The 20893-nt window shown below is 65.2% G+C and carries 19 protein-coding genes; 11 read left to right on the forward strand and 8 right to left on the reverse strand.

The genetic code is table 11. The features are described 5' to 3' along the window. Positions 1-4: 4 nt before the first annotated feature. Genes HHL13_RS10700 through HHL13_RS10710 form a run of 3 tightly spaced genes read left to right on the forward strand, consistent with a single transcriptional unit; the run spans position 5 to position 3040 of the window. Positions 5-1318: a nucleotide sugar dehydrogenase gene (locus HHL13_RS10700; RefSeq protein WP_169555651.1), complete on the forward strand. Its 1314-nt coding sequence runs from the start codon at positions 5-7 to the stop codon at positions 1316-1318. Next, complete coding sequence (locus HHL13_RS10705) at positions 1315-1908, forward strand: acyltransferase (RefSeq protein WP_277346989.1); 594 nt, start codon at positions 1315-1317, stop codon at positions 1906-1908. The genes HHL13_RS10700 and HHL13_RS10705 overlap by 4 nt, the downstream gene beginning before the upstream one ends. Beyond that, a complete protein-coding gene (locus HHL13_RS10710) occupies positions 1889-3040 on the forward strand; it encodes a DegT/DnrJ/EryC1/StrS aminotransferase family protein (RefSeq protein ID WP_169555652.1) in 1152 nt (383 codons plus the stop codon). Before HHL13_RS10705 ends, HHL13_RS10710 begins: the two co-directional genes overlap by 20 nt. Positions 3041-3076: 36 nt before the next feature. Here HHL13_RS10710 and HHL13_RS10715 read toward each other — a convergent pair whose 3' ends face one another. Genes HHL13_RS10715 through HHL13_RS10730 form a run of 4 tightly spaced genes read right to left on the reverse strand, consistent with a single transcriptional unit; the run spans position 3077 to position 8652 of the window. After that, on the reverse strand, positions 3077-4321 hold the full coding sequence (locus HHL13_RS10715; protein ID WP_169555653.1) for a hypothetical protein: 1245 nt from the start codon (positions 4319-4321) through the stop codon (positions 3077-3079). Then, positions 4318-6540 (reverse strand): polysaccharide biosynthesis tyrosine autokinase, encoded by a 2223-nt coding sequence (locus HHL13_RS10720; protein WP_169555654.1) that lies wholly within the window; start codon positions 6538-6540, stop codon positions 4318-4320. The genes HHL13_RS10715 and HHL13_RS10720 overlap by 4 nt, the downstream gene beginning before the upstream one ends. 14 nt (positions 6541-6554) lie before the next feature. Further along, the gene (locus HHL13_RS10725) at positions 6555-7283 is read right to left on the reverse strand and encodes a polysaccharide biosynthesis/export family protein (RefSeq protein ID WP_169555655.1); all 729 of its coding nucleotides are present in this window, start codon (positions 7281-7283) and stop codon (positions 6555-6557) included. 16 nt (positions 7284-7299) lie between these two features. Then, the gene (locus HHL13_RS10730; protein ID WP_169555656.1) at positions 7300-8652 is read right to left on the reverse strand and encodes an O-antigen ligase family protein; all 1353 of its coding nucleotides are present in this window, start codon (positions 8650-8652) and stop codon (positions 7300-7302) included. A 341-nt stretch (positions 8653-8993) separates the two neighbouring features. On the opposite strand from HHL13_RS10730, the gene gmd reads away from it, so the two are divergent. Both gmd and HHL13_RS10740 read left to right on the forward strand, forming a co-directional pair. Beyond that, positions 8994-10067 (forward strand): GDP-mannose 4,6-dehydratase, encoded by a 1074-nt coding sequence (gene gmd / locus HHL13_RS10735; RefSeq protein ID WP_169555657.1) that lies wholly within the window; start codon positions 8994-8996, stop codon positions 10065-10067. Next, positions 10064-10999 carry a GDP-L-fucose synthase gene (locus HHL13_RS10740; protein ID WP_169555658.1) on the forward strand — a complete coding sequence of 312 codons (936 nt, stop codon included), beginning with the start codon at positions 10064-10066 and terminating at the stop codon, positions 10997-10999. The genes gmd and HHL13_RS10740 overlap by 4 nt, the downstream gene beginning before the upstream one ends. Before the next feature lie 7 nt (positions 11000-11006). Here the strand turns inward: HHL13_RS10740 and HHL13_RS10745 are convergent, their stop codons facing one another. Further along, positions 11007-11381 (reverse strand): ammonium transporter, encoded by a 375-nt coding sequence (locus HHL13_RS10745; protein ID WP_206376898.1) that lies wholly within the window; start codon positions 11379-11381, stop codon positions 11007-11009. Next, positions 11378-11677, reverse strand: coding sequence for an autorepressor SdpR family transcription factor (locus tag HHL13_RS10750; RefSeq protein WP_169555659.1), 300 nt, complete (start codon positions 11675-11677; stop codon positions 11378-11380). The genes HHL13_RS10745 and HHL13_RS10750 overlap by 4 nt, the downstream gene beginning before the upstream one ends. A 153-nt stretch (positions 11678-11830) precedes the next feature. On the opposite strand from HHL13_RS10750, the gene HHL13_RS10755 reads away from it, so the two are divergent. Continuing rightward, positions 11831-13636 (forward strand): DUF885 family protein, encoded by a 1806-nt coding sequence (locus HHL13_RS10755; protein WP_169555660.1) that lies wholly within the window; start codon positions 11831-11833, stop codon positions 13634-13636. Here the strand turns inward: HHL13_RS10755 and HHL13_RS10760 are convergent. Continuing rightward, positions 13633-14394, reverse strand: a complete 762-nt coding sequence (locus HHL13_RS10760) for a glycosyltransferase family 2 protein (RefSeq protein ID WP_169555661.1) — start codon at positions 14392-14394, stop codon at positions 13633-13635. The two genes, HHL13_RS10755 and HHL13_RS10760, sit on opposite strands and share 4 nt — an antisense overlap. Positions 14395-14468: 74 nt before the next feature. Between HHL13_RS10760 and wecB the strand changes: the two genes are divergently transcribed. The 5 genes from wecB to HHL13_RS10785 all read left to right on the forward strand — a co-directional run bounded on the left by wecB (position 14469) and on the right by HHL13_RS10785 (position 19391). After that, the gene (gene wecB / locus HHL13_RS10765) at positions 14469-15599 is read left to right on the forward strand and encodes a UDP-N-acetylglucosamine 2-epimerase (non-hydrolyzing) (protein ID WP_169555662.1); all 1131 of its coding nucleotides are present in this window, start codon (positions 14469-14471) and stop codon (positions 15597-15599) included. Beyond that, positions 15583-16878 (forward strand): UDP-N-acetyl-D-mannosamine dehydrogenase, encoded by a 1296-nt coding sequence (wecC, locus tag HHL13_RS10770; protein ID WP_169555663.1) that lies wholly within the window; start codon positions 15583-15585, stop codon positions 16876-16878. Before wecB ends, wecC begins: the two co-directional genes overlap by 17 nt. 72 nt (positions 16879-16950) lie before the next feature. Beyond that, a complete protein-coding gene (locus HHL13_RS10775) occupies positions 16951-17757 on the forward strand; it encodes a metallophosphoesterase family protein (RefSeq protein ID WP_169555664.1) in 807 nt (268 codons plus the stop codon). 370 nt (positions 17758-18127) lie between these two features. Beyond that, the gene (locus HHL13_RS10780) at positions 18128-18352 is read left to right on the forward strand and encodes a hypothetical protein (RefSeq protein ID WP_169555665.1); all 225 of its coding nucleotides are present in this window, start codon (positions 18128-18130) and stop codon (positions 18350-18352) included. Positions 18353-18488: 136 nt separating this feature from the next. Next, positions 18489-19391, forward strand: a complete 903-nt coding sequence (locus HHL13_RS10785) for a M48 family metallopeptidase (RefSeq protein ID WP_169555666.1) — start codon at positions 18489-18491, stop codon at positions 19389-19391. Between the two features lie 55 nt (positions 19392-19446). Here the strand turns inward: HHL13_RS10785 and HHL13_RS10790 are convergent, their stop codons facing one another. Further along, positions 19447-20736 carry a sugar transferase gene (locus tag HHL13_RS10790; RefSeq protein WP_206376899.1) on the reverse strand — a complete coding sequence of 430 codons (1290 nt, stop codon included), beginning with the start codon at positions 20734-20736 and terminating at the stop codon, positions 19447-19449. Between the last annotated feature and the right edge of the window lie 157 nt (positions 20737-20893).

Here is a 20893-nt window from a genome sequence, read left to right on the forward strand (position 1 = left end):
CAACATGCTCGACCGGCTTATCGACCGAGTGGACCAGCGCGATTTCACGATCGGCATCATCGGCCTGGGCTATGTAGGCCTGCCCCTCGCCCTCACGGCAGTCAGCCGCGGCTTCCGCGTTCTCGGCTTCGACGTGGAACAGGCGCGCGTCGACCAGCTGATGGCCGGCCAGACCGTCATCAAGCATATCCCCGGCGAGAAGTTCGTCGGCCCGATCGCCGACGGCAAGTTCGAAGCGACGGCCGACATGTCGCGCCTCGGCGAGCCCGACGCGGTGCTGATCGCCGTCCCCACCCCGCTCGACAAGCATCAGGAGCCGGACCTCACCTATGTCGAGAAATCGACCGAGGCGATCGCCGCCACGCTGCGTCCCGGCCAGCTCGTCGTGCTCGAATCCACCACCTGGCCCGGCACCACGCGTGAAGTGATGCAGCCGATCCTCGAGGCTGGCGGGCTGAAGGCCGGCACCGATTTCTTCCTCGCCTTCTCGCCCGAGCGCGAGGATCCGGGCAATCCGGACTTCTCCAATTCGGTGATCCCCAAGGTCGTCGGCGCGGACGACCAGGCGTCGCTCGATCTGGCGGTGAAGGTCTATGACAATCTCGTCAGCCGCACCGTGCCCGTCACGTCCTCGGCGACGGCGGAAGCGGTGAAGCTGACCGAGAACATCTTCCGCTCGGTCAACATCGCGCTCGTCAACGAGCTCAAGATGATCTTCGACAAGATGGACATCAACGTCTGGGAAGTGATCGAAGCCGCCAAGTCCAAGCCGTTCGGCTATATGGCCTTCTATCCCGGCCCGGGCCTTGGCGGGCACTGCATTCCGATCGACCCTTTCTACCTCACCTGGAAGGCGCGCGAGTTCGAAAGCCCGACCCGCTTCATCGAGCTGGCCGGCCAGATCAACACCAGCATGCCGCGCTACGTGATCGATCGCCTCGCCGAGGCGCTCGACCGCCAGACCGGCCGCGGCCTCAACGGATCGAAGATCCTGCTGGTCGGCATGGCGTACAAGAAGAATGTCGACGACATGCGCGAGAGCCCGGCGCTCAAGCTCACCGAACTTCTCGAGCATCGCGGCGCGACCGTCGACTATCACGATCCGCACATCCCCGAAGTGCCGATGACGCGCGACCATCCCGAATTCGCCGGCCGCAAGTCGGTCGACATCACCGCCGCCAATGTCGCGGCCTATGACGTGGTGCTGGTCGCCACCGATCATGCCGATGTCGACTGGGATCTGGTCGTCGACAGCGCGAAGCTGGTGGTCGACACCCGCAACGTCTGCCGCGCGGCAGACAATGTCGCTCGGGCATGAGCAATCCCCAGATGCAGGAGCGCCCGGGCTTTCCGGGCGTGCTGATCCACGAAAGCAGCTACGTGGACGAGCCCGTCGTGATCGGTACGGGCACCCGCATCTGGCATTTCAGCCATGTTCTGGCGAACACGGTGATCGGCGAGGGGTGCAGCTTCGGCCAGAATGTCGTCGCCGGTCCCGACGTGAAGATCGGCGACCGCTGCAAGATCCAGAACAACGTCTCGATCTACAAGGGCGTAACTCTTGAGGACGGCGTGTTCTGCGGTCCCAGCTGCGTCTTCACCAACGTCAACAATCCCCGCGCCGAAGTGCAGCGGATGGACGAGGCGCGCGACACTTTGGTGAAGCGCGGGGCCTCGATCGGCGCCAACGCCACCATCGTCTGCGGCCATACGCTGGGCGAATATTGCTTCATCGCCGCCGGCGCGGTGGTCACCGGCGACGTTCCCGCGCATGCGATGATGGCTGGCGTCCCCGCACGCCGCATCGGCTGGATGAGCGTAGCGGGCGCAAAGCTCGGGCCGGACCTTGTCTGCCCCATCGACGGATCGACTTATCAGGAGGGCGCGAATGGCCTCGAACGTATCTGAGGCCCGTCAGGTCGCCTTTATCGACCTCGAAGCCCAGCAGGCCCGCATCCGCCCCCAGATCGACGCCGCGATCAAGCGTGTGCTCGATCATGGCCAATATATCATGGGTCCCGAGATCGCCGAGTTCGAAGGCGCGCTCGCGGCACTCACCGGCGCGAAGCATGTCATCAGCTGCGCCAGCGGCACCGACGCATTGCTGATCGGCATGATGGCGCTGGGCCTCAAGCCCGGCGACGCCGTGCTCTGCCCGGGCTTCACCTACACCGCGACGCCCGAAGCGATCGCCCTGCTCGGCGCAACGCCGATCTTCATCGACGTCGACGAGGACGACTTCAATCTCGATCCCGACAACATCGCCGCCGGCATCGCCGTCGCGAAGGAAAAGGGTCTCAACCCGGTCGGCCTGATCGCGGTCGATCTGTTCGGTCTGCCCGCCGATTACGACGCGATCCGCGCCGCCGCCGGAGACATGTGGATCATGGCCGACGCCGCCCAGTCGCTCGGCGCTTCGACCGCGACGGGCAAGGTCGGCACCTTCGGCACGATCACCGCAACCAGCTTTTTCCCCGCCAAGCCGCTCGGTTGCTATGGCGATGGGGGCGCGATCCTCACCGACGATGCGAACCTCGCCGCGATCTGCGAATCGATCCGCCTCCACGGTCGCTCGACGGTCGACAAGTACGATATCGAGCGGATCGGCGTGAACGGCCGGCTCGACACGCTCCAGGCCGCGATCCTGCTCCAGAAGCTGGCGATCTTCGAAGAGGAGATCGAGCTGCGCCAAGCCGTCGCCCGCCGCTACAACGATGCGCTGGCCGATGTCGCGCAGGTTCCGGTGATCTGGGACGACGCGGTCTCGGTCTGGGCGCAATATACGCTCAAGGTGCCCGCGCATCGCCGCGACGCGGTCATGACCGCACTCAAGGCCAAGGGTGTCCCCACGGCGGTCTATTATCCCCGCCCGCTCCACCATCAGGGTGCGTATCGCCACTATCCCTTCACGGGCAACGGCCTGCCGGTATCGGAGGGCCTGTCGTCGGAAGTGATGAGCCTGCCGATGCATCCCTATCTCGCCGAAGACGAGCAGCACTATATCATCGCCTGCGTTCGCGAGGCGCTCGAAACCGCCTGAACCCGTTCTGGGGGACGCCCGGAGCGTCCGCTCACCTTACTGGGTCGTGGTCGCGTCCGGTATGGCCTGCAACGCGCGACCGCGTACGATCCGCACTTCGGCCAGCGAAGCGAGGACCGGGCTCGACGAATCCATCGCGGAAAAGTCGATTTCCACCCAATAGAAGCGGCACGGCGCGCCTTCGGGAATGACGAAGGGGCGCTCGATATCGCTGGTCAGCCGCACGTCGACCCGCGCCGGCGTTCCGCCGATGGCTTCGGCGCAATGGACATGGATCTGGATATCGCTTCCCGAGCTCAACGATGCCTGGCCCAGCTTCGCGAACAGCACATAGTTGCCGGGGCTCAGCGCAACCAGCTGGCGCGCGGCGATCGCCGATGCGCCTGCGATCGCGTTGATCTGCAGCGACCCGCGCCCTTCGTCGATCGCCGCGCTCACGCGTCCATCGCTGCTCAGCTCCCAGTCGAGCGGCGGCAGGCGCGACATCTCGTTGAAGCTCGAATTGCGCAGCAGATTGCCGTTATCCTCCGGCAAGGGCGGCAGATGCTTCAGATAGCTGAGCGCCAGGTCCATCCGCCGCGCGCCGACATAGGCGCCGATCAGCAGGTCGTCGGTCGGTCCAAGGTCGGTGGCGCCCGCCAGCATTCGCGTGCGCAGCACCTCGGCATTGGGAAGCGCCGCCGGGTGCCCCGACACCGCCTGCCAGAATGCTTCCTGCCAAACCGGACGCCGCGCCAACAGCTGCTGGAAGATCGGAAGCGATTCGCGGTTCTCCAGCGCCTGGGCGAATGCCGGCATATAGCGTTCGGCCAGCGCCGGATTGACCCGCAGCGCTTCGTCGAGAAGGTTCAGCACCCGCCGGCTGCGGCCCGCGGTGCCGTGATAGTTGATCAGCCACGCGTTCGCGACCAGCTGGCGCTTGTCGATCGCATTGGCGCGGATGATGATCTTCGCCGCCTCGGGAGTCGCTCCCCGCGCCAGCCCCACGATCGTCAGCGCAGTCGAAGCCAGCGGCTCGCGGCTTAGCGCCGCCAGGGCATCGTCCAGGCTGGCGGCGGGAATCTTGATATTCTGCAGATTGGCATTGTTGCGCACCGTCTCATTGGCGGCGCGGCGCTCATAGGCGAAGCCGTTGGCCGGGACGAGCGACAGGGCGACGCCCGGCCGCGCGGTCTTGGTGACCGCGCCCAGCGCGGTCAGCCCGAGCCACAATGCGGCAAGCGCAGCCAGCCCCCAGATCAGCAGAGTCCGGGGCGCCGAAGCGGTACGACTTCCGATCATCCGGCCTTTTGCGCTTTCTCGTTGCTGCCATAGCCATAGCCATAGCCGTATCCATAACCATAGCCGTAGCTGAGGTTGCGATTGTCGAGCTTGGTGACGAGCGCGCCGAAGACCTTGGCGCCCGGCAGTTCGAGCCGGCGCAGCGCGCCGCGCACGACGCGCAGCTTGCCGACATTCGATTCGACCACGAACAACACGCCGTCGACCGACCGGCTGAGCAGCGGCGCGTCGGCCAGGCCCAGCACCGGCGGCGCGTCGATGATCACATGATCATAAGTCTCGCGCAGATAGTCGAGCAGGTTGCGGAAGCGTTCCGACGCCAGCAGCTCGGCGGCGTTCGGCGGCATCGGCCCGGCGGTGATCATCGTGAAGCCCTGCCCGTCCGGACGCTGGAGCACCTCGTCGATGTTCGACGCGCCGGACAGATAGTTGCTGAGTCCCGGCCCGGTGCTGAGCGCGATCAGATCGTCGAGGCGCGTGTTGCGCATGTCGGCATCGACCAGCACGGTCTTCGCGCCGGTCTCGGCGAACAGACGCGCCAGCGCATAGGCCGACAGGCTCTTGCCTTCGTTCGGACGCGAGCTGGTGAGCATGAACACGCGCGGCGCGCCATGATCGGTGAGGAACGACAGGTTGGTGCGCACCGCGAGATAGCTCTCGTACAGCTGCGTCTTCTTGTCCTGCAGCTCCTCGCCCACATCCTTGTCGTCCACGCGCGGGATCGTGCCGAGCAGCGGCAGGCCCAGCTCGCGCTGGACGTCCGCTGGATCGCGCAGGCTCTGGTCGATCTCTTCCGCGATCACCACCAGCGCGGCGGCGAGGATGAGGCCGATCAGCAGCGATACCATCAGGTTGCGCGGCAGGTTCGGCTCATACGGTCCGCTCGGAACGTCGGCGCGATCGACGATCGCGATGTTGTTGGTGCCGACGCCGGCGACGCCGATCTCCTTGTAGCGCTGGAGCAGGCCGTCATAGAGCTGGCGGTTGGTATCCACGTCGCGCTGCAGGATCTGATACTCGATCAGGTTGCTGCGCTGGACGTTGAATTCCTTGGTCAGCGCATCCACGCGCTTGCGGAACTCCGCTTCCTTGGTCTGCGCGGCGCGCAGCAGCGCCAGCGCGTCGGTGCGGGACTGGCCGCCTTCCTTCGCGATGCTCTGGTCGATCGAATAGATCTCGGTGCGCAGCGCTTCCGCTTCGGGATAGCCCGGCTCGAACTTGGTCAGCAGCGCCGAATAGCGCGCCGCCAGTTCTGCACGGCGCTGGCGCAGGCCGGCGATCGTGCCCTGATTGGCCGCATTGGGGTTGGCCGAGGCCGCCGCCAGCGCGCTCTCCGCGGCCACGCGCTCGGCGACGGCGGCGTTCAGCGCGTTGTTCAGCGTGCCGAGGTCGTCCATCACCATCGTTCGGTTGGCGCTGGTCTTGCCTTCCGAATCGGTGCTCGAAAGCGTGACGATGCCCTTGGACGACGAATAGGCGACCAGTTCGCGCTCCGAAGCCTCGAGGCGGGTGCGCAGCTGGTTCAGGCGCTGCTCGAGGAAGCCGCGCGCATCGGCCGTCGTGTTGAAACGGCGGTCGAGGTTGGACTGGATATATTCCTGCGCCCACGCATTGGCGACGCGCGCCGAAAGCGCCGGGTCGGGGCTCTTGAAATGGATGTCGACCAAGTTCGAATTGCCGACCGGATCGATCTCGATATTGGCGAGCAGGATCGAGGCCGCGGCTTCGAGCCGGGCGGCCTGATCGCGCGCATTCCGGGCCTTGGGCGCGGGCGCGCCTTCTTCCTGGCCGAAGCCGAACGTCTCGAAGAAGCTGTCGCTGTTCTGCAGGCCGAGCACGCGCGCGACGCGCTCCGCCAGCGAGCGCGCCTTCAACAGATTGTACTGCGTCTCGTAGAATTGCAGGTCGCGGCCGCGATCCTCGATGTCGATGCCGCCCATGTTGACGACCTTCGCCTGCGTGCGCGCGATCTCGACCCGAGCCGTCGCCATATATCGGGGCGTGGCCATCAGATAGGTGATCACGCCCACGGTCAGGCTCAGCAGGACCACCGCCAGGATCATCAGGCGGCGGTTGATCACCGCGTGGAAATAGCGCTCGATCACCGACAGCGCACGCTCGTCGAGCCGCATGGGGCGCGGGCCATCGCTGACCGGAACCGCCGCCTGTGCAGCCGGGTCGAACGGCGCTTCTTCATACGTGAAGGTAGGAGTGTTCATGGGCTGTCTGGAACCTACAGAGACTGGACGGCGACGACGAGCGGCGTCGTGAGCAGCGGGACAATCTGGAGGATGTCCTGGAAGCGGCGGCGTTCCGGCGAATCGCCGACGATGACGATATCGTTGGCGAACAGCTCGGGATCGGCATAGGCGCCGCGGCGGATCGCGCCGAGATTGTAGATGCCGACATAGCGCTGGCCCTGCACGGTGCGGAACACCACAACATCGTCGAGACGCGCATATTCACCGGTTCCGCCGGCTACCGCGATCGCCCGCATCAGCGTCTGGCGGCCGACCACCGGATAATTGCCGGGGCGCGCCACCTGACCGTCGACCGTCAGGTTCTGGCTGACCATCTGGGTCACGTTCACCGTGACCTGCGGCTCCTTGACATAGGGACGCAGCTTCTTCGCCACTTCGTCGCCAATCTGGCGCGGAGTCAGGCCGGCCGCCTGGACGACGCCGGCCAGCGGATAGGAAAAGGTGCCGCTGGCATCGACCGCGACGGTGCGCTTCAGGTCGGGCACGCCATAGACATCGACTTCGATCGTATCGAACGGGCCCACCGTGTAGGGCTCGCCCTGAACGAAGCGATCCCCCGCGCTCGGGCGCGGCAGTTCGGAGAGCTGGGCGACCTGCAGCCCGGGGGCGCCGCCGATCGGCTTCACCTTGCCGGCGCAGGCCGAAAGCATCAGCGCGGCGAAGCACATGCTCACCGCGGCAAGTCCCGATCTGATCGTCATCCGATTCCTCTCCAACTTACCGCGTCCTGTCCCGGTCGCGACCGGCTTCACGCCGCGACAATTTCGTCTGGGGTTCGGGCGGGTCCGCGATCAGTGCCACCATCAGCATGGCGTACACCATCATCGACGGGACGCGCAGCGGATAATCGAGCAGGCTCGCAACCAGCAGCAGAACCAGCACGCCCGCCGCCGTCAGCACCATGCCCGTCCGCGCGGCTTCACCGTACCGGACCCGCCAGTGCGCCACGCAGCGGCTTCCCAGCCACAGGACGAAGGCGAGCAGGATCAGCATCGCCGGCAGGCCGCCTTCGATGATCCATTGCAGCCAGTCGTCATGCGCATTGTTCACATAGGTGCCGCGCAGCCACTCGCTCGCCTCATAGCTGCGATAGGCATGTTCGAAGGCTCCGAAGCCCGTGCCGAACACCCAGTTGTCGTTCGCCATCGCGGCGACCTGAGGCAGGATCTGGACGCGCAGTTCCTCGCCCAGCGACAATTTGACCAGCCGGTCGAACGACGATGCTTCCGAAAACAGCGCCAGCCCGCCCGCAACCGCGATCAGCAGGACCAGCGCGATCGGCAGATAGCCGGTCCACAGACCCATCGGACGCGTATGCCCGTCCTTGGGCTCCATCCGGCGCAGCCAGATATACAGCGCGGTGCCCATGCCCAGCGCCAGTGCCCCGACAAGCAGACCGGCTCGCGACCCGTTGATGAACAGCGTCACCATCACCAGCACGAACACGAAGCCGATCGCCGCCGGCGCGACCGAACGGTCGCCCCGGCGCGTCAGCCGGCGATATTCGGCGAAAAGATATGCCGCGATCAGCAGCGTCGTCGCGATGAACACCGCATTGTGGTTGCGGTTCGCGAACAGGCCGACCGGCGTACCGGAATTGGTCTCTCTGTAGAGATAGAGCGGCCCCTGCCCGCCGGTGCCCATCTGGGCGATTCCGAGCAGCGCGCTGGCCGCCGCGAACGTCACGAACAGCGCGAACAGCTTGCGCCGCTGCGCATCGGACTGCACCGCATAGAGAAGAAGCGCCGCGGCCGGCACCACCAGCGAAGCGAGCGAATTGACCGTCTTGGACGGCGACAGCGAGATCGGCCGCCACACATCGCCCAGCCCGATCAGCCGGTCGGTCTCGGCGATCACCGCCCGCCCCGGCAACGCGGCCCACAGGCCGGGCGGCAACGGGATCAGCTGGATCGCCATCCACAATGCCAGTAGCGTCAGCAGTACTAGCGGGACGCGCACCCTCGCGAAATCGCCCGGCGCGGCGACGGTGAGCGCATAGGCGGCGAAGAAGGCGCAGGCCGGACGCAGGATCACCAGCGACGAAATGTCGTCGCGCGATCCGCCGCCCATCAGCGCGACGAGCGCGAGAAACCCGGCAAAAACCCAGAAGCGGGTCGGAACATTCAGAAAGAGACCATCAAGCCGCAGGCGCGAACCACCCGAAGCCCGGCGACGCGCCGGCGCGAATCTGGCAGTTCTCGACAACGTGTCACCCCTTGATGGCTTTGGCGGCGCGACCCGACCCTACCGGTGTCGCGCGCATCGGCTCTTGGGGCGGGTATAGGTCGGCCCTCGGGCTTCCGCAACCGGCATCCGTCCGGGATTCCGCTGTCATTGCGGTGGGATAATCGCCCTTGGCCTGTCCGCCATTATCGGGCAGGGCAGCGGCCCGAACGGGAGGACCATCGAACATGAGCAGTAAGCGACCGGTTGCGCTGATTACCGGCATCACCGGCCAGGACGGCGCCTATCTCGCGCGCCTCCTGCTTTCGAAGGGCTATGATGTGCACGGCGTGAAGCGCCGCTCCTCGTCGTTCAACACCGGCCGGATCGAGGACATCTATGAGGACCCGCATGTCGAGAATGCGCGGCTCAAGCTCCATTATGGCGATCTGACCGACAGCACCAACCTGATCCGGATCATCCAGGAAACCCGCCCCGACGAGATCTACAATCTCGCCGCGCAGAGCCACGTCCAGGTCAGCTTCGAAACGCCCGAATACACCGCGAACGCCGACGCGGTCGGCACGCTGCGCATCCTCGAGGCGATCCGCATCCTCGGCATGGAAAAGACCTGCCGCTTCTATCAGGCATCGACCTCGGAACTGTACGGCAAGGTGCAGGAAGTCCCGCAGAGCGAGACCACGCCCTTCTATCCGCGCTCGCCGTACGCCGTGGCGAAGCTCTATGCCTATTGGATCGTGGTGAACTATCGCGAGGCCTATGGGATGCACGCGTCCAACGGCATCCTGTTCAATCACGAAAGCCCGTTGCGCGGCGAGACCTTCGTCACCCGCAAGATCACCCGCGCCGTCGCCGCGATCAAGCTGGGGCGGCAGGACAAGCTCTACCTCGGCAATATCGACGCCAAGCGCGACTGGGGCCATGCCCGCGAATATGTCGAGGGCATGTGGCGCATGCTCCAGCAGGACGAAGCCGACGATTACGTCCTCGCGACGGGTGAAACGGTCTCGGTCCGCCAGTTCGTCGAATGGTGTTTCGAGGAAGTGGGCATCGCGATCGAATGGCGCGGCGAAGGCGTCGACGAGAAGGGGTATGACAAGGCGACCGGCGCCTGCCTCGTCGAGATCGACCCGCGCTATTTCCGCCCGACCGAAGTCGATCTGCTGATCGGCGACCCGACCAAGGCGCGCGAGAAGCTCGGCTGGAGCCACAGCACCACCGCGCACGAGCTGGCGAAGGAAATGGTGCAGGCCGATCTCAAGGTCATGGCCGACGCACCGGTAGGGCGCTCGAACGGATGAGCTACGATCTTGGGGGCAAGCGCGTCTTCGTCGCCGGGCATCGCGGCATGGTGGGCGGCGCGCTCGTCCGCCGGCTGGAAAGCGAGGGCTGCGAAGTCCTCACCGCCGGCCGCGCCGATCTCGACCTGATCGACCAGCGCCAGACCTTCGACTGGGTGGCGAAGCACCGTCCCGACGCGATCTTCATGGCCGCGGCCAAGGTCGGCGGGATCATGGCGAACAGCACCTATCCGGCGCAGTTCCTCTACAAGAACCTCGTCATGCAGGCGAACATCGCCGAAGCCGCGCGGCTGGCCGGCACCGAAAAGCTGATGCTGCTCGGCTCGTCTTGCATCTATCCCAAGTTCGCGCCCCAGCCGATCGAGGAAGAATCGCTCCTCACCGGCCCACTCGAGCCGACCAACGAATGGTATGCGATCGCCAAGATCGCCGGGATCAAGCTCGGCGAGAGCTATCGCATCGAACATGGTTGCGACTTCATCTCCGCCATGCCGACCAACCTCTACGGAATCGGCGATAATTTCGATCTGGAGAGCAGCCACGTCGTCCCCGCGCTGATGCGCAAGGCGCACGAGGCCAAGCTGTCGGGCGCGAAGGAACTGGTGATGTGGGGCACCGGCACCCCCCGCCGCGAATTCCTCTACGCCGATGATTGCGCCGATGCCCTGGTCTTCCTGATGAAGGCCTATTCGGACGGCCCGCACGTCAATGTCGGCAGCGGCGAGGATCTGGAAATCCGCGAGCTGACCCGGCTGGTCTGCGAGGTCGTCGGCTTCGAAGGCGAGATCGTCGCCGACACCAGCAAGCCCGATGGCACGCCGCGCAAGCTGATGGCGGCGGACAAATTGCGCGGCATGGGCTGGTCGCCCAGGACCTCGCTCCGCGACGGACTGGCGAAAACCTATCGCTGGTTCCTGGAGAACCGCGCCTGAGCTTGCCTCAGGCGGCGTTCTTCCGCTTCCGCAGCGACAGGCAATAGCCGAACGTCACCAGCATCCCGGCCACGATCGCGCCGCACCCGCCGATCACTGCGATCTGGATCGGCGCGAACACGAAGAAGCCGGTATAGACGAGCCCGCTCAGCACCAGCGACCAGCCCGCGACGCGGTTGGCCTGCTGCGCCCGCGCGTTCGGGACGAAGGTCTTGGGTATGCGGTTGCCGATCCACGCGATCATCAGCCCGTTCAGCCCGATCACCAGCCGCGTGACCGCGTCGCCATCGATATAGCCCAGCTTGCGCGCGAAAGTCGCGGCGAGCGCCACGGCAATGATGCCGCCGGCCCAGGCGAGATAGCCGATCTGTTCCTTGTTCATTGTGCGGTTCCCTCCTTGGACTCCGGCGTCTCCGCGCCGCCGATGCCGAATGATTCGACGAAACCCAGCAGCGCCTCTTCGAGCACCGAGAGTTTCAGGTGATAGATGACGGACTTCCCGGCCTTCTCGGCATGAACCAGATCGGCTTCCTTCAGCACCGCGAAGTGCGCCGACATGGTCGGTTTGGAGACATCGAACTGGTCGCTGAGATCCCCCGCGCTCATCGGCCCCTTGCGCAGAAGCTGCAGCACGCGCCGGCGGGTCGGATCCGAAAGTGCCTTGAATACCTGGCTCATGATGCGACGTTTAGCTAATTATCTAAATGAGTCAAGCGATCGAGGCTGCATTCCCACTCGCCAGACCCGCCGCCTCGACAAACAGGATGGGCTCGGTCAGTCTCGCGCCCCTGCCCGATACGGGCCGATCAGCCATTTCCGCCGGGAGTGCCCATGCGCCGCCGCCAGTTTCTTTCCTCCGCCAGCCTGCTCGCCGCGGCCGGCGCTTTCCCGCGGGTCGCAGGCGCCACAAAGCGCAATCGCGACGCCGAACTGCGCGCGATGCTCGATCGCTTCTTCTATTCGCGGCTTGAGGACAGCCCCGAATCCGCGACGTCGCTGGGGCTGGATACGGGCGAACGCGCGCACCTCCGGTCGAAACTGGGCGACACGTCGCGCGCAGGCGAAGCGCGCCAGTTCGCCCGCGCGCGGCGCGAACTCGCGACGCTGAAGACGATTCCGCGCAACCGGCTGAGTGAAACTGCCCAGCTCGATTACGACGTCGTCGAATACAGCCTTCAGCGGCTCATCGATGGCGAACGCTATGCCTATGGCGCCAGCGCGGGCCGCTATGCGCCCTATGTCCTCAGCCAGCTCTCCGGCGCATATCGCGACGTGCCCGATTTCCTCGCCGGCCAGCATCGCATCGCCGATGCCGCCGATGCCGACGCATATCTCGCGCGAGTCGAGGCGTTTCCAGCGGCGATCGAGGCCGAAACCGTCCGCCAGCGCGAGGATGCGGCAAAGGGCGTCGCCGCGCCCGACTATATCCTCGACACCACCTTGCGGCAGATCGCGGCGGTGCGCGACCGCGCGCCTGAAGCGACCGGCACCGCGATGGATATCGCCGCCAAGCTCAAGGGCGCAAACCTGCCGCCCGATCGCGCCGAAGCGGTCGCGAAGCTGATCGGCGAGCGCGTGTTCCCTGCGCTCGATCGTCAGCGCACCCTGCTCACCGAATTGCGGGCGAAGGCCACGCATGACGCCGGCGTCTGGCGCCTCCCCGACGGCGAGGCCTATTACGCCGCCGCCTCCAGCGCGGCCACCACGGTGGACCTGACCGGAGACGAGATCCATCGCCTCGGCCTGCAGCAGGTCGCCGAGATCAGCGGCCGGATCGACGCCATCCTCAAGGCGCAGGGCATGAGCCAGGGCAGCGTCGGCGAGCGGCTGGTCGAGCTCAACAAGCGCCCCGATCAGCTTTTTCCCAATACCGATCCGGGCCGCGAGGCCCTGCTCGAGTCGCTCCGTGGCCAGATCGTCGCCATCACGAAGCGCCTGCCCGAACAATTCGCCTTCATTCCCAAGGCCCCGGTCGAGGTCCGCCGCGTGCCCGAAGCGATCCAGGCCGGATCACCCGGCGGCTATTACCAGTCCGCCTCGCTCGACGGCACACGCCCGGCGATCTACTTCATCAACCTGCGCGACACGTTCGATCGCCCCAAATTCGGCCTCGCGACGCTCAGCTATCACGAGGCGATGCCCGGCCATCACCTCCAGATCATGTCGGCGCTGGAAAGCGACGATATCCCGCTCATCCGCCGGCGGGGCTTTTATTCGGGCTATTCGGAAGGCTGGGCGCTCTATTCCGAGCAGCTCGCCGACGAGATGGGCATGTATGAAGGCGATCCGCTCGGGCAGGTCGGCTATCTCCAGTCGCTGCTGTTCCGCGCGACCCGGCTGGTGGTCGATTCGGGAATGCATGTGAAACGCTGGAGCCGGGAAAAGGCGACCGATTATCTCATCGGCATCACCGGCATCGCGCGCGGCCGCAGCCAGGGCGAAATCGATCGCTACACCGTCTGGCCGGGTCAGGCATGCAGCTACAAGATCGGCCACACCGTCTGGGCGGAACTGCGCGACGAAGCAAAGCGCAAGGCCGGCGCCCAATGGGACCCGAAGGCGTTCCACATCGTGCTGATGAAAGGCGCGATGCCGCTGACCGTGCTGCAAAAGGTCGCGCGGGCGCGGATGGCCTAGCGGCGGATCAATTCCAGCGCCTTCATCAGATAGCGCGAGTTCATCATCAGCTTGTTCGTCGTGAAGCCGTTCTCGCGGCACGCGCGCAGCATCTCGCGGTTGATCGTTTCGCGCGACGAGGCGCCCGATGTGCTGACCCCGCCCACCTGCATTTTCACGAACACGTCGCGCATGTAGGAATAGCTCAGCCGCCGGTCGCCCAGAAACGCGCGGACGATGAACTCGAAATCGGCGGCGATCTTATAGTCCGTGCTGTACCAGCCGATCCGGTCATAGGCTTCTGCGGTCAGCACCATCGCGGGGTGCGCGGGCATCCAGCCCCAGCGGATCCGCGACGGCCGGAACATCCCGCTATTGTAGCGTCGGATCGAGACGTCGGGCTCGCCGGGCCTGAAGAAGGTCACGTCGCCGAGCACCGCATCGACGCCGGTCGCGTCGAATTGCGCCGCGATTCGGCTCAACACGCCCGGATCGGCATATCGGTCATCGGCATTGAGCAGCGCGATCACATCCCCGCTCGCCCGCGCGATGCCCTTGTTCATCGCGTCGTAAATGCCCTTGTCCGGCTCGGAGACCATCACATCGCCAGGGCGCAGCACTTCGGCGACGCGCTCGACCGTCCCGTCGGTCGATCCGCCATCGATGATGACATGCTCGACATTGGGGAAATCCTGCGCGTGGACCGATTTGATCGCTTCGAGAAGGATCGGTCCCGGCTTGTAGCACACGGTGACCACTGAGATTTTCTGGACAGGCATCGGACCGGGCTTAGCAAAGCGGCGGCGATTGGGTTAGTCCGGTTTTAACAGCCGGTTGCGTAATGAGGGTCGCAATGAGCAAGCCACGCATCCTCACCGTCTTCGGCACCCGCCCCGAAGCGATCAAGCTGTTCCCCGTCGTCGCCGCGCTGAAGGAACGCGGCGATCTCGACGTAAGAACCTGCGTAACCGCCCAGCATCGCGGCCTGCTCGATCAGGTCCTCTCGATCGCCGGTCTGACCCCCGACGTCGATCTCGACATCATGGAACCCGGCCAGACCCTCGACCGCCTCACCGCGCGCCTGCTCACCGGCCTCGGCGAAGTGATGGACGCCGAAAAGCCCGATCGGGTGATCGTGCAGGGCGACACCACCACGGTGATGGTAGCCGCGCTCGTCGCTTACTACCGCAAGATTCCCGTCAGCCATGTCGAGGCAGGGCTGCGCTCGGGCGACATCTACCAGCCCTGGCCGGAGGAGATTAACCGCCGCGTCGTCGCGCCGATCGCCGACCAGCATTTCGCGCCGACCGAAACCGCCGCCGAAGCGCTGCGGAAAGAGAATATCGATCCGGCGACGATCCACGTCACCGGCAACACCGTGATCGACGCGCTTCACTGGACTCACCGGAAGATCGCCGCCGATCCCTCGATGGCCGCCGGGCTGGACCAGATCGCCGCCCGCTTCGCCGGGAAGCGCCTGATCCTCGTCACCACCCATCGCCGCGAGAATTTCGGCGTCGGCATGGAAGGCATCGCTCGCGCCCTCGGCCGAATCGCCGACCGCGAAGACACCGCGATCCTCTTCCCGATGCATCCCAATCCCAATGTCGCGGTCGCGATGGACGCAATTCTTGGGGAACGCGACAATATCGCCCGCATCGAACCGCTCGATTACCCCCACTTCATCCGCGCGCTCGAAATGGCCGAGATCGTCCTGTCCGATTCGGGCGGCGTGCAGGAAGAAGCCCCGGCGCTGGGTAAGCCCGTGCTGGTGATGCGCGAGACCACCGAGCGTCCCGAAGGCGTCGCCGCGGGCACTGCAAAGCTGGTCGGCACTGACTCGACACGTATCGTTTCCGAAATCTCAACCCTCCTCGACGTACCCCATGCCTATTCGGCAATGGCCCGCGCCCACAATCCGTTCGGCGACGGTCATGCAGCCGAGAGGATCGCGGGGATTGTCGCTCATGGTGCCGGAGTCTGAACTCAAGGTCGCAGTAATCGGGTTGGGCTATATCGGCCTGCCCACGGCTGCGGTGATCGCGCGCACCGGCGCGATGGTGCTGGGCGTCGACGTCCATCAGCACGTCGTCGACACAGTGAATTCGGGCAGGATCCATATCGAGGAAATCGACCTCGACGGTCTCGTCTCGGGCGTGGTCGCGCGCGGAACGCTGCGCGCCTCGACCCAGATCGAGCCCTCGGACGTGTTCCTGATCGCCGTCCCCACCCCCTTCAACGAGGACCACTCGCCCGACATCGGCTATGTGCTGAAGGCGACGACCACCGTCGCGACCGTGCTCAAGGCCGGCGACACCGTCATCCTCGAATCGACTTCACCAGTCGGCACCACCGAGAAGCTGGCCGAATTCCTCTCGCAGCTTCGTCCCGACCTGAAAATCCCCGGCCATTGCACCGGTACGCCCGACGTGGCGATCGCCTATTGCCCGGAACGCGTGCTGCCCGGCCGCATCGTCGTCGAACTGATCGACAATGACCGCTGCATCGGCGGCATCACCGCGCGGTGCAGCCGCAAGGCGCTGCAATTCTACCGCCGGTTCGTCCGCGGCGCCTGCGTCACCACCACCGCGCGCGCGGCCGAGATGACCAAGCTGGTCGAAAACGCCTTCCGCGACGTCAATATCGCCTTCGCCAACGAGTTGTCGGTCATCGCCGACGGTATGGGCATCGACGTGTGGGAAGTGATTCGTCTGGCGAATCGCCATCCGCGCGTGAACATCCTTCAGCCCGGCCCCGGCGTCGGCGGTCACTGCATCGCGGTCGACCCCTGGTTCATCGTTCATGGCGATCCGGAGAATGCCCGGCTGATCCGCACCGCGCGCGAAGTGAATGACGGCAAGACCGACTTCACCATTGCCCGCGCCGAAGCGCTGATCGAGCGCGCGAACGGCGCCCCGGTCGCCTGTCTCGGTCTCGCCTTCAAGGCGAACATCGACGATTTCCGTGAGAGCCCCGCGCTCAAGGTCGCCGAGCATCTGGCGCGTCGCTACGGCAAGCAGATCCGCATCGTCGAGCCACACGCCAATGCCCTGCCTGCCAGCCTCGCAGAAACCGGCGCCGAGCTGATCGACATCGACACCGCGATCGACACCTGTCCGGTGTTCGTGGTCCTGGTCGACCACGAGGTCTTCAAATCGATCCCGCTCGGCGAGCGCGCGTCGAAGCTCGTCTATGACACGCGCGGCATCTGGCCCGATCAGCCCGTGCTTGAGGATCAGCCCGCGCTGCGCCTTGCGGGCTGATTTTTGCGGCAGCGCAGCGTAACGCTTTCCTCCTGCCTGTGCTTGGGGCTATAGCGCGGGCGCAGAGCCCCTATGTTACGAAAACTCTTCAAAAAGACCGCGCCGGGTCCATCACCGGACCAGCCGAGGGGTTCGATCCCCGATGGCCAGCGCGTCTATGCCATTGGCGACATTCACGGCCGGCTCGATCTGCTCGACGAGCTGCTCGGCAAGCTGGACGCGGACGACGAGGCGCGCGGGGGCACCGGCGAAACGACGCTCATCTTCCTCGGCGATCTGATCGATCGCGGTCCGCAATCGGCGCAGGTGATCGGCCGGCTGATGGACGTGAAGGCGCGCCATCCGCGCACCCGCTTCCTGCTCGGCAATCATGAGGAAGTGTTCCTGCTGGCGCTGCGCGGTCGCGGCAGCAGCGGCGGGGTCGGCGCGTTGCGCTATTCGGTCCGGATCGGCGGCGATGCGACGGTGCTGAGCTACGGCGTACCGGCCGACGAGTTCCAGAAGGCGACGTTCGAGGAACTCATGGAGCAGGTGAAGGCGCGCGTGCCCGACGCCCATCTCGATTTCCTCGAAAGCTTCGAGGATCTGATCGTCATCGGCGACTATGCCTTCGTCCATGCCGGCATCCAGCCCGAAGTTCCGCTCGCGCGGCAGAAGATCAACGATCTGCGCTGGATTCGCGACGACTTCCTCAAGTTCCGCGGCCAACTCGAGAAGATCGTCGTGCACGGGCACAGCATCGCCAACGAAGTCGAGATGCGGCCGCACCGAATCGGATTGGATACCGGGGCCTATTCGAGCGGAATTCTTACCGCGATGGGCTTCGAAGGCGCCGATCGCTGGCTGGTTCAAACTGGGACAGATACGCCTTCGACTTGATCCACGGCAAGCCGCGTACCCCCGCCACCGGTGTTTAGCCTGCGCGAAAATCGGTCATTTCCATCGCCCCGCACCTCCGCCCCGCCGATACCCCTCAGGGCCGGTTGTTGCGTCGGAGCAACATTCCTCCGGCACAGCGAAACGAACGCGCCCGTTTACCTTGCCAGCTATGGGGATTTCGCGTAGGCAGACGCAGCAGACAGGGAACTGTCACAGCGCTTGGGAGTTAGGATTTCGTCCATTAATGTGCGTTATCGGACGGGGACTTCAAATTCCAACGTTGCTGAGTAAGTTGCTGGACACTGGGCTTGTGATACGATATTTCCGCGCTCGTTAAGTCGAGCAGCAGGCTTAAGAGGGAGAACTAAAAGTGAAATTCAAGGGCCTTGTATCGATCGCTGCGGCGTTCTCGCTGGTGACGATCTCGTCGGCGGCGGTCGCACAGTCGGTTGCTCCCCAGCCTGCGACTGAAAATGTCGAAGGCGACAGCGAAGCTAAGGGCAGCACCGTGATTGTCGGTCTCCTGGCGCTCACCGCCATCATCGGCGGCGTTGCAGCTGGCCTGTCGGGCGATTCGGAACCGACCAGCCCGTAAGCGACTGACGCACAAATCAGTTTTCCAAGCCGGGCGATTCGTCGCCCGGCTTTTTTATTGCCTGTCGTCCGCCGGAGTGCAGAGTCACGCGATGATTCGGCGCATCCCCCGACTTCACCTTCCCGCCACGGCGGCAATGATTTTGCTTGCCGCGGCACTACCGGTTCGGGCCGAGGGCAGCTTTCTGCGCGAACCCGATTATCGGATCGCGACGATCGGCTATCGAATCGCCACGGCAGCGCCCGCGCTATGTCCGCGCCAGGGACCTGTCAGCGGGCTGACCTTCCATCACCTCAGCGACTATGAAGCGGCCGATCGCCCGGCGATGATCGGGCAGGGGCTCGATCGCGGCCCCGGCGTGCTCACCGTAGTCGAGGGAAGCCCAGCCGACGTCGCCGGGCTGCGCGCGGGCGATGTGCTGCTCACCGTCGATGAAACCCCCTTCCCCTCCCCCGCCACGATCCTCGCGGGACCGGACCGCCGCGCCTGGCGCACCGCCAGCGACGCCAGCGAAACCCTGTTCCAGGACGCGCTGGCACGCGGCCCCGTGGCGCTGCGCGTCCTGCGCGGCGGGCAGACCCTGTCGCTCACGCTCACGCCGCGCAGCGGCTGCCTGTTTCGCATCCGGCTGGCCTATAGCGCCCAGCAGCGGGCGGTCGCGGCCTCACCCTATATCCTCGTCACCAGTTCGCTGGTCGAACTGACCCGCAACGACGATGAACTCGCCTTCCTGATCGCCCACGAAATGGCCCATGTCGCACTCGATCATGCCACGCAGCTCAAGGCACGCGGTATCCCGCGCAACGGCGCTGCGCGCGGGTTCGGCAAGAATGGCGCGTTCGTCCGCCGGACCGAGGATGAAGCCGATCAGCTTGGCGGACGGCTGATGATGGCCGCCGGCTATGATCTGCCGCGCGGCGTGATGATCCTGCCGCGCATGGGCGCGGTGATCACCTTTTTCGGGATGTTCCAGACCCATGCCGACGATGCCGATCGCATTCGCCGCATGCGCGAACTGGCGGGCGTACCGCCCGCCTGATGCATGCTTGTTTTGCGGCACCGGCCCGCAACGGGTTCAGCGACGCTGAACCGGACTATTTCGAGCCGAAGCCGGTCAGCATCGTCCCCACCGTGCGCAGCATGATGAGGATGTCGAGCCAGGCCGAGAAGTGCTTGATGTAGTAGAAGTCGTAGTGAAGCTTGATGTGCACGTCGCCCAGTTCCGCGACATGGCCCTGATTCACCTGCGCCCAGCCGGTGATCCCCGGCCGCACGATGTGGCGATAGACGTAGAAGGGCAGCTCGCGCTCATACCAGTGCGACAGCGCCAGCGCCTCGGGACGCGGCCCGATCAGGCTCATGTCCCCGATCAGCACGTTCCACAGCTGCGGCAGTTCATCGAACCGGCTGCGACGCAGGAAGCGGCCCGCGCGGGTGATCCGTGCGTCTTCATGCTGAGTGATCGCATCGCTCTTCGCGCAGTCGGCATCCGAAAGCTCGCGCACTTCCATCGTGCGGAACTTGATGACGTTGAACGGGCGGGCGCCATAGCCCATCCGCTCCTGGATGAAGAAGGCCGGGCCCTTCGAATCGAGCCGGATCCACAGCGCGATCAGCGCGAACGGAACCGCCAGCACGGGCAAGGCCAGCAGCGAAAGGACGATATCCCCCGCCCGCTTGATCTTGCGATAGGCGAGGTTGGGCAGCAGCGATCCGAAGCTGTTTTCCGAGAGGTGTTCGATCTCGACCTTGCCGGTCAGCGATTCGCGCAGCTGCTTGGTGTGATAGACCACGCGGCCGGAAAGCGCGGCCGACGCCAGCATGCGCTCCCATTCGGGATCCATGTCGTGTCGCAGGTCGGCGACGATCGCGCCATGCCGGTCCCAGTGTGGCACCTCCGGCTTGTGCAGCACCACCCAGTCCACACCCGACCGATCCAGCGCGATGTCGATATCGCCGAAGGGGACGAGATAGAATTGCCGCCGCGCGAAGCGCTGCGACAGGTGCGTGGCGAGGAAGCCGAACGCGATCGACGCGGCGAAGCCCGCGCTCAGCATCGCGCCGCTATAGGCAAGGCGGAAGCCCAGCATGGCGACGGCAGCCACCGCGAAGACCGCGGAGAAGGTCGGAATGATGAAAGCGAAACCGCTCGTGCCCGGGAACGAGGTCACCCGGCGATAGAGGAACAGGCCGATCGTCGCAGCGGTGAACGATGCGATCGCGCTGTTGATGATCGTCGCTTCGGCGAGATGATCGAGCGGCTGCAGGAAGACATAGAGGAACGGCGCGCCGAGCGACGCGACGAAAACACCCATGAGCTGAAACGACAGCGATTCCAGGAACCGGCGCGTTACCGGCTGTGGCCGGTCGCGAGTCATGAGCATTAAAGGCCCCTTCCTGACGAGCACGTGAGCGTTTTCTGTTATATTTCCCACGACCCGAATCTGCGTCGGTTGGCAGCGCGATATACCTTCAGCACGCGGAAAGCAATGCCGTGGCTCAGGCGAGCTGTGCCATAATATGTTGTTTTTGTTACGCTTA

The organism is Sphingomonas sp. G-3-2-10 (assembly GCF_012927115.1).
Classification (GTDB): Bacteria; Pseudomonadota; Alphaproteobacteria; order Sphingomonadales; family Sphingomonadaceae; genus Sphingomonas.